This window comes from Okeania sp. SIO3B5, assembly GCF_010692555.1.
Classification (GTDB): domain Bacteria; phylum Cyanobacteriota; class Cyanobacteriia; order Cyanobacteriales; family Microcoleaceae; genus Okeania.
The window spans coordinates 29,218-35,217 of sequence record NZ_JAAHHG010000016.1 but is presented as its reverse complement, the minus strand read 5'-3'; the positions used below and the strand labels follow the sequence as shown (position 1 = coordinate 35,217).

Genomic DNA, 6,000 nt, shown 5'->3' with positions numbered 1-6,000 from the left:
CAAATTGGTATTAGGAGGGAAGAAAGCACCAAATGGTAGTGGAATGACACAGCTAAAACTGTGCAATAAGTTTAGGTTGGCTTGAGGGACATTAGCGCCAGCTTATCCGTTAGGATGAACCCAACAACAATCTTTTTCCCCTACTCCCTAATATCAAGTTGCACTGATTAACCACAATATAATTAGGGTTTGCGCTCAAAAGTCTTTTTGTTGAGGTAGGAGTCAGGAGACAGCTATACTGGAGACAGGAGGAACGGGGAATTATAGAGGAGATAGTCGTAAAAATTGTCCCAAGATTGTTCTGCCATAGTTAGCCTAAAATACTAGCTTTTTGAGCGTTTTTAACTAAAAAAGGCGCACTGCAATTCGACCCTCAAACTGCTCAAACCTTTATACATAAATACTTTTATAATTAATCAGCAAGCCCTAATTAAAGATGAAAAAGATGGCATATTCCTCAAGAGTCATCTTAAGATGACTTAAACTATTAGCCAAGGATTTCAATCCTTGGTGAACTTGGTGAACTTGGTGAAGCATGTCATCCGCCAAGAAATAAATTTCCTGGCTCAAAGCAGAAGTCATCTAAAGATGACTAAAGATAGCTAATTTATTATGGCTAATTTAATGAGACTTGATATAATATCATGTCCGGATAATTAGTTATAAAAAAACTTTCTCCTTCAACTCCAGTTCTTCTTCTTTCTTCCCTCTTTACTCCTGACTCCTGACTCCTGACTCCTGACTCCTCCGTAGTTATTTATTTATCACTGTTCAACCGGACTTGATATAATCCACAGTTTTATCTGTGTCATTCCATTACACCTCTAATTCTCAATATTATTTATGCTGAACGGATACAAAATTATAGACGCAGACTCTCATGTTATCGAACCTCCCCAGATGTGGGCAAAATACCTCGAACCTCAATTTCAAGATTTTGCTCCCTCCCTGGACATGAAAATTAAAGGGGAACCCATCAACGAAAAAGTCTCCCAGCAAGTAGAAAAAGAGGGAAATAGACAGATGATGGAAGCTCATCCCCATGCTTATTTAAACCACTACGATGTTGAATCCCACGTCCAAGAAATGGTATTGATGGGAGTGGATATTGCCTTTGTTTATCCTACTTCTGGACTGTGGTTATTTGCGATCGATACTTTGCCTCCAGAAGTCATCGGAGCTTTTACCCATGCCTACAATACTTGGCTATATGAAGAATTTTGTAGCTATGACCCCAGTCGGTTAAAAGGAGTAGGGGCAATGAATCTCCATGACCCCCAGGAGATGGTGAAAGAGCTACACCGAATTGTAAATTTTGGCTGGAAGGCAGTTTTTTTACGCCCTAACCCCGTCAAAGGCAGAATTTTGAGCGATTCGGCATACGAACCCTTTTGGAGTGCTTGCGAAGAATTAGATATAGCTGTAGGCATTCACGAAGCAACTCACGGTCGCTTACCCACCACAGGAGCAGATAGATTCAATAGTCGTTTTGCCCTTCATGCTTGCTCTCACCCCATGGAACAGATGATGGCATTATTGGCCTTAATTGAAGGAGGAGTATTAGAGCGTCATCCGAAGCTGAGGGTAGGATTTTTAGAATCTGGTTGTGGTTGGTTGCCCTATTGGTTATGGCGGTTGGACGAAGAATACAAAAATTTACATTGGGAAGTCAAAGATATGGTGAAGTTGCAGCCTTCAGAGTATTTTCGCCGTCAATGTTATATTGCTGTCGATCCATCTGAGGCTTATCTGACTCGAATTATTGATTACATTGGTTCTGACAATTTAATATTTGGCTCAGATTATCCACACATGGATCATCAGCCAGATATTGTTAAGAATGTTCTAGAGCTTGAGAATAATTTATCTCCGGAGATAGTTAAAAAGATTGTTTGGGATAATCCTAAATGTTTCTATAAAGTTTGAGGTGAAATGTGCAGGTTTCATTTTGTTAGGATACAATCTAGTTAATTTTCTCTTTTTTTGCAGAACTTGCATCATTCAACTAAAATTTCATACTCTTTAAGAGAAAAGATTTTTTAACTTTAATAAAAGACTATTAGGTAGGTTGCACTATGGTACTATCCCCCGAAAATTTGCGTGTAAATAACCAGGAAAAGTTTTCAGAGTTAGCTGAAAAGCAATTGTCAGAAAACTCAAACTCTGACAAACTATTTCAAGGTTCAGTTCTTCGACATCTGCTGGCTCAAACAAAGATGATTTCTCAAATTATTTCCTATATATGGTTATATGCAGAATCAGATCCTTTGGCCAAACAAGCTAGACACTGGTTTCAAAATCCTACAAAAAATTTTGATAAATTAGAAAACCCTACTGTTGCAGATAAATTGCCTTCTTTGGCAAAATTAATGGGTGCCAAACCTCAAGAGCAGAATATATACGGTGAATTTTTGAGTAAAGTTTTTCCTGACATCAAGGATAAAAGCAAAGGTCTTTATAATTTTCCGATTTTTAATAAGCATGATATTGAGTCTGGCATAGTATTATTTAAAACTGATGCTGCTACTGCTAATGGGTATATTCAAGATCCTACCCCTAATAGCCCTAATGTTTTGACAGTAGTCATTGCCTTTCCAGCTTGCCCACAATTTAGTGAAGCAACACTCACAAAAGAAGAATTATCAGGCTGGCTCAACAATCGGGATAGTAGTAACTATACACCTGATAATTCCTATATTCCAGTTACTTTCTAAATATACTAAACTAGACAAAAAAACAAGTAGATATCTCCAAAAAGTAGAAATCTAATCTTGAGCATTAAGATACTTTAACAATCTCTCATTAATCCAGCAGTTAATGGGAGATTCTTTGCTTTTTTAGCGCCTGGTTGTGGAGATTATACCAGTTTGATAAATGTTTGTTACGAATCTCTTTTGCCTTTTCCCTGTTGCCTATAACTCAAGTTTTGTAACATTCTTTTTTCACACTGGTATTAGACGAAGAATACAAAAATTGAGATTGGGAAGTCAAAAGATATGATATATTTAATTATTTGTATCATTGTTTCCTTCCCTATTACTTATGGCAACGCCGATGAAGAATGTGCTAGATTAATCTCGTCAGGAACTCCATAGCGAAAATTCAATAATTCTTTGTTGTCACTCAAGCACAACAGAGGTAGTATATCAATCTTTTACTCAATTTATCCCAAAAATAAATACATCATGCAAAAAATAACATACGCGCAGCTTGATAAATTATATAATCCACAATCTCGCTCATCCAACGATTTACGAGCAGTCACTAAAAAAATTTCCCAGCTTATTGCAAAATCCTGGCTCTCAGATGGAGAAGATATCAGAAAAGTATTTTTATCTCAAGACTCAGACAAAATCTTGGAAATGTTTCAGAGAGAAGGTATTGATATGGGAATTTTCGGACCTGGATTAAAAGTCTCTATAGATACGGAGACCTTTACAGGGTATCTTGAAGAGACACGTGATAACCAACAGCCATTTAACTTAGTAATATCATATCCTCCAAAACCTACTGAGTTTAACCTCTCAGATCAAGAGCTAAGAGAGTGGGTTAAAAATGATGATAGCAACCAATTAGTTCCTGATAATCCCTATATGCCAGTTAGTTTTTAGAATATACTAAACTAGACAAAAAAACAAGTAGACATCTCCAAAAAGTAGAAATAGAATCTTGGGCAATTGAAAAATCAAGATTTGAGCGCTTTTTTCTGAGATGTCTATCTTTTTTAAGATAGCATTTTCCAATAACCTGGAAGAGTTCCCACTTGCTTATTCCTTGCTAATTTAATGCAAGCTGGTTTAATAACTTGAATACTTATTATAGATAATAATATTAGCTTTTTGAGATGTTAAATAGATATAAAATTCTTGACGCAGATGCTCATACTATAGAACCACTTGACATTTGGCAAAAGTATCTTAATCCAGGATTTAAAAGTTTTGCTCCTTTGCCTGATCTGACAATTAAGGGTATGAAAATTTATCACAAGATTTCTAATCAAGTTCAAGGTAAACTTTCTTTACCCAATAACTTTGATGCAGAATCTCAAGTCCGGGCAATCAAACAAATGGGAGTCGATCTATCATTGATTTATCCAACTTATGGGTTATGGCTTTTGGCCGTTGATACAATGACTCCTCAACTAGCTCAGGAGTTCGTTATCGCCTATAATAACTGGTTGCGAGACTTTTGTAGCTATGATCCGGAAATCCTCAGAGGAGTAGGAATAGTTAATCTTCATAATCCTGAAGATATGGTGCCAGAATTAAATCGGATAGCAAAATTTGGCTGGAAAAGTGTCTGTGTATTACCTAACCCAGTTAAAGGGCGACTACTGAGCGATCATGCTTATGAATCATTTTGGGCAGAGTGTGAGCAATTAGGAATAGCAGTTGGTATTCATACTGCTGCTCATTGTTGTCTACCAGCTACTGGAGCAGATAGATTTGATACCCATTTTTCAATACACGCTTGCGCTCATCCGATGGAGCAAATGATGGCATTGTTAGCATTAATTGAAGGAGGAATATTAGAACGCTATCCTAAGCTTAGGGTAGGTTTTCTAGAGTCAGGTTGTGGCTGGTTACTCTATTGGTTATGGCGATTAGATCAAGAGTATGAGGAACTTTATTGGGAAGTTAAAGACAATGTCAAGATGAAGCCTTCAGAATATTTTCGTCGCCAGTGTTTTATTGAAATCGACCCTTCGGAACCCTATATTTCTGATATTATCTCATACATTGGTGAAAATAACTTGATTTTTGGATCTGATTATCCTCACCTCGATCACGATCCCAATGTTGTTAACAAAGCTGTGGCATTAGAGGAGCAGCTTTCTCCAGAAATTGTGAAAAAGATTCTTTGGGATAACTCCCTTCGTTTCTATGGCATAGAAGAATGATTGATTCCAATACTAACTACCAGATTATTGCTAAAGTTTACCTAAAATTTGGGTTTAAAGCCTTGCCATTTTAGGGCAACTTTGTGTTATAGTTAGAAGAGCGGAAAGGTATTCAACCGCTCTAAAAACCTAGCTATCTAATCGATAGACGCACCTTGAAAACTAGAGTTATGGGGTTTTGCATAGAAATGCTTATGTGTGGAAAAACTCTAAGCAACAAGCACCAGAGAACCAAAATTTTTTAGGTTTTAACTGTACCGTAGGGCATACGGGAACAGGCTTTTGGAATAGAGCAAACGCTTGGGGAGAGAACCATCTCTGGCTTAGGTATCGCTTGCGTATCTGATTTAAGTGGACTCATTGAACCAAGAATCCTGGTTTCAGGAGAATCTCCGCGCCTTTAGGCCGGAGAGTATGTCAATTAGCCGACACTTTGCGCTCTGCACTACCAAATTTTGGTTTAAAGTCCTATTTCCACAGGCCAAGAAGAACATCGAACCAAAATACTTTAATAATCTCCCATTAAAACTGTGCTTAATAGGAGATTCTTTGCTTTATTGGCTGTTAACTAGGGCTTGCTGATTAACGATCAAAGCATTGATATATATAAGGTTTGAGCATTTTCAGGGGAGAAAAAAGTGCGCCTGTTTCAGTTGATTTGGCTCAAAAAGCTAGTATTTTGGGCTGACTATGGCAGAAAAATCCCAAATTGACAATTCTTACTCCTACCTCCTCGCTCCCGAACCATTTCTCCTGTCTCCTGTCTCCTGCCCCTACTAAAAGACTTTTGAGCGCAAATCCTAACTAGACTTGCTTATGGCGACTGGACGAAGAATACAAAAATTTACCCCTTTGAAGGGGACTTTTTATTCTATTTGTAAGTGAATTGAATATATGCTACAGTGTTAATAGTTCCCGGGGGGCACGCCTCCTCCGGAGGAGCTACGCTAACGGAAACTCGTGCGCGGACTTAGAGGGAAGCGTTAGACTACCGCTAAGGAAGCAGTACCCTGTGTTAGCCGAGCTATGCGCCAGCAAAGCGTCAACCCGCCGAGGAGCTAAGGCTCAGTAGAAATCCTCATGCCTAACAGCCCGGGAGG

At 38.1% G+C, this 6,000-nt stretch carries 4 protein-coding genes; all 4 read left to right on the top strand.

Annotated elements, in window-relative coordinates; translation table 11 throughout:
• Positions 1 to 843 precede the first annotated feature (843 nt).
• The 4 genes from F6K54_RS03910 to F6K54_RS03895 all read left to right on the top strand — a co-directional run bounded on the left by F6K54_RS03910 (position 844) and on the right by F6K54_RS03895 (position 4,900).
• Positions 844 to 1,926, top strand: coding sequence for an amidohydrolase family protein (locus F6K54_RS03910; RefSeq protein WP_293074745.1), 1,083 nt, complete (start codon positions 844 to 846; stop codon positions 1,924 to 1,926).
• A gap of 149 nt (positions 1,927 to 2,075) precedes the next feature.
• The gene (locus F6K54_RS03905; RefSeq protein ID WP_293074742.1) at positions 2,076 to 2,714 is read left to right on the top strand and encodes a hypothetical protein; all 639 of its coding nucleotides are present in this window, start codon (positions 2,076 to 2,078) and stop codon (positions 2,712 to 2,714) included.
• A 471-nt stretch (positions 2,715 to 3,185) separates the two neighbouring features.
• Positions 3,186 to 3,611 carry a hypothetical protein gene (locus F6K54_RS03900; protein WP_293074739.1) on the top strand — a complete coding sequence of 142 codons (426 nt, stop codon included), beginning with the start codon at positions 3,186 to 3,188 and terminating at the stop codon, positions 3,609 to 3,611.
• 233 nt (positions 3,612 to 3,844) lie between these two features.
• The gene (locus F6K54_RS03895) at positions 3,845 to 4,900 is read left to right on the top strand and encodes an amidohydrolase family protein (protein ID WP_293074737.1); all 1,056 of its coding nucleotides are present in this window, start codon (positions 3,845 to 3,847) and stop codon (positions 4,898 to 4,900) included.
• Positions 4,901 to 6,000 lie beyond the last annotated feature (1,100 nt).

Excerpts from the sequence above, each read along its gene's own strand:
- F6K54_RS03910 (WP_293074745.1), top strand. The coding sequence starts at position 844 with ATGCTGAACGGATACAAAATTATAGACGCAGACTCTCATGTTATCGAA.
- F6K54_RS03905 (WP_293074742.1), top strand. The coding sequence starts at position 2,076 with ATGGTACTATCCCCCGAAAATTTGCGTGTAAATAACCAGGAAAAGTTT.
- F6K54_RS03900 (WP_293074739.1), top strand. The coding sequence starts at position 3,186 with ATGCAAAAAATAACATACGCGCAGCTTGATAAATTATATAATCCACAA.
- F6K54_RS03895 (WP_293074737.1), top strand. The coding sequence starts at position 3,845 with ATGTTAAATAGATATAAAATTCTTGACGCAGATGCTCATACTATAGAA.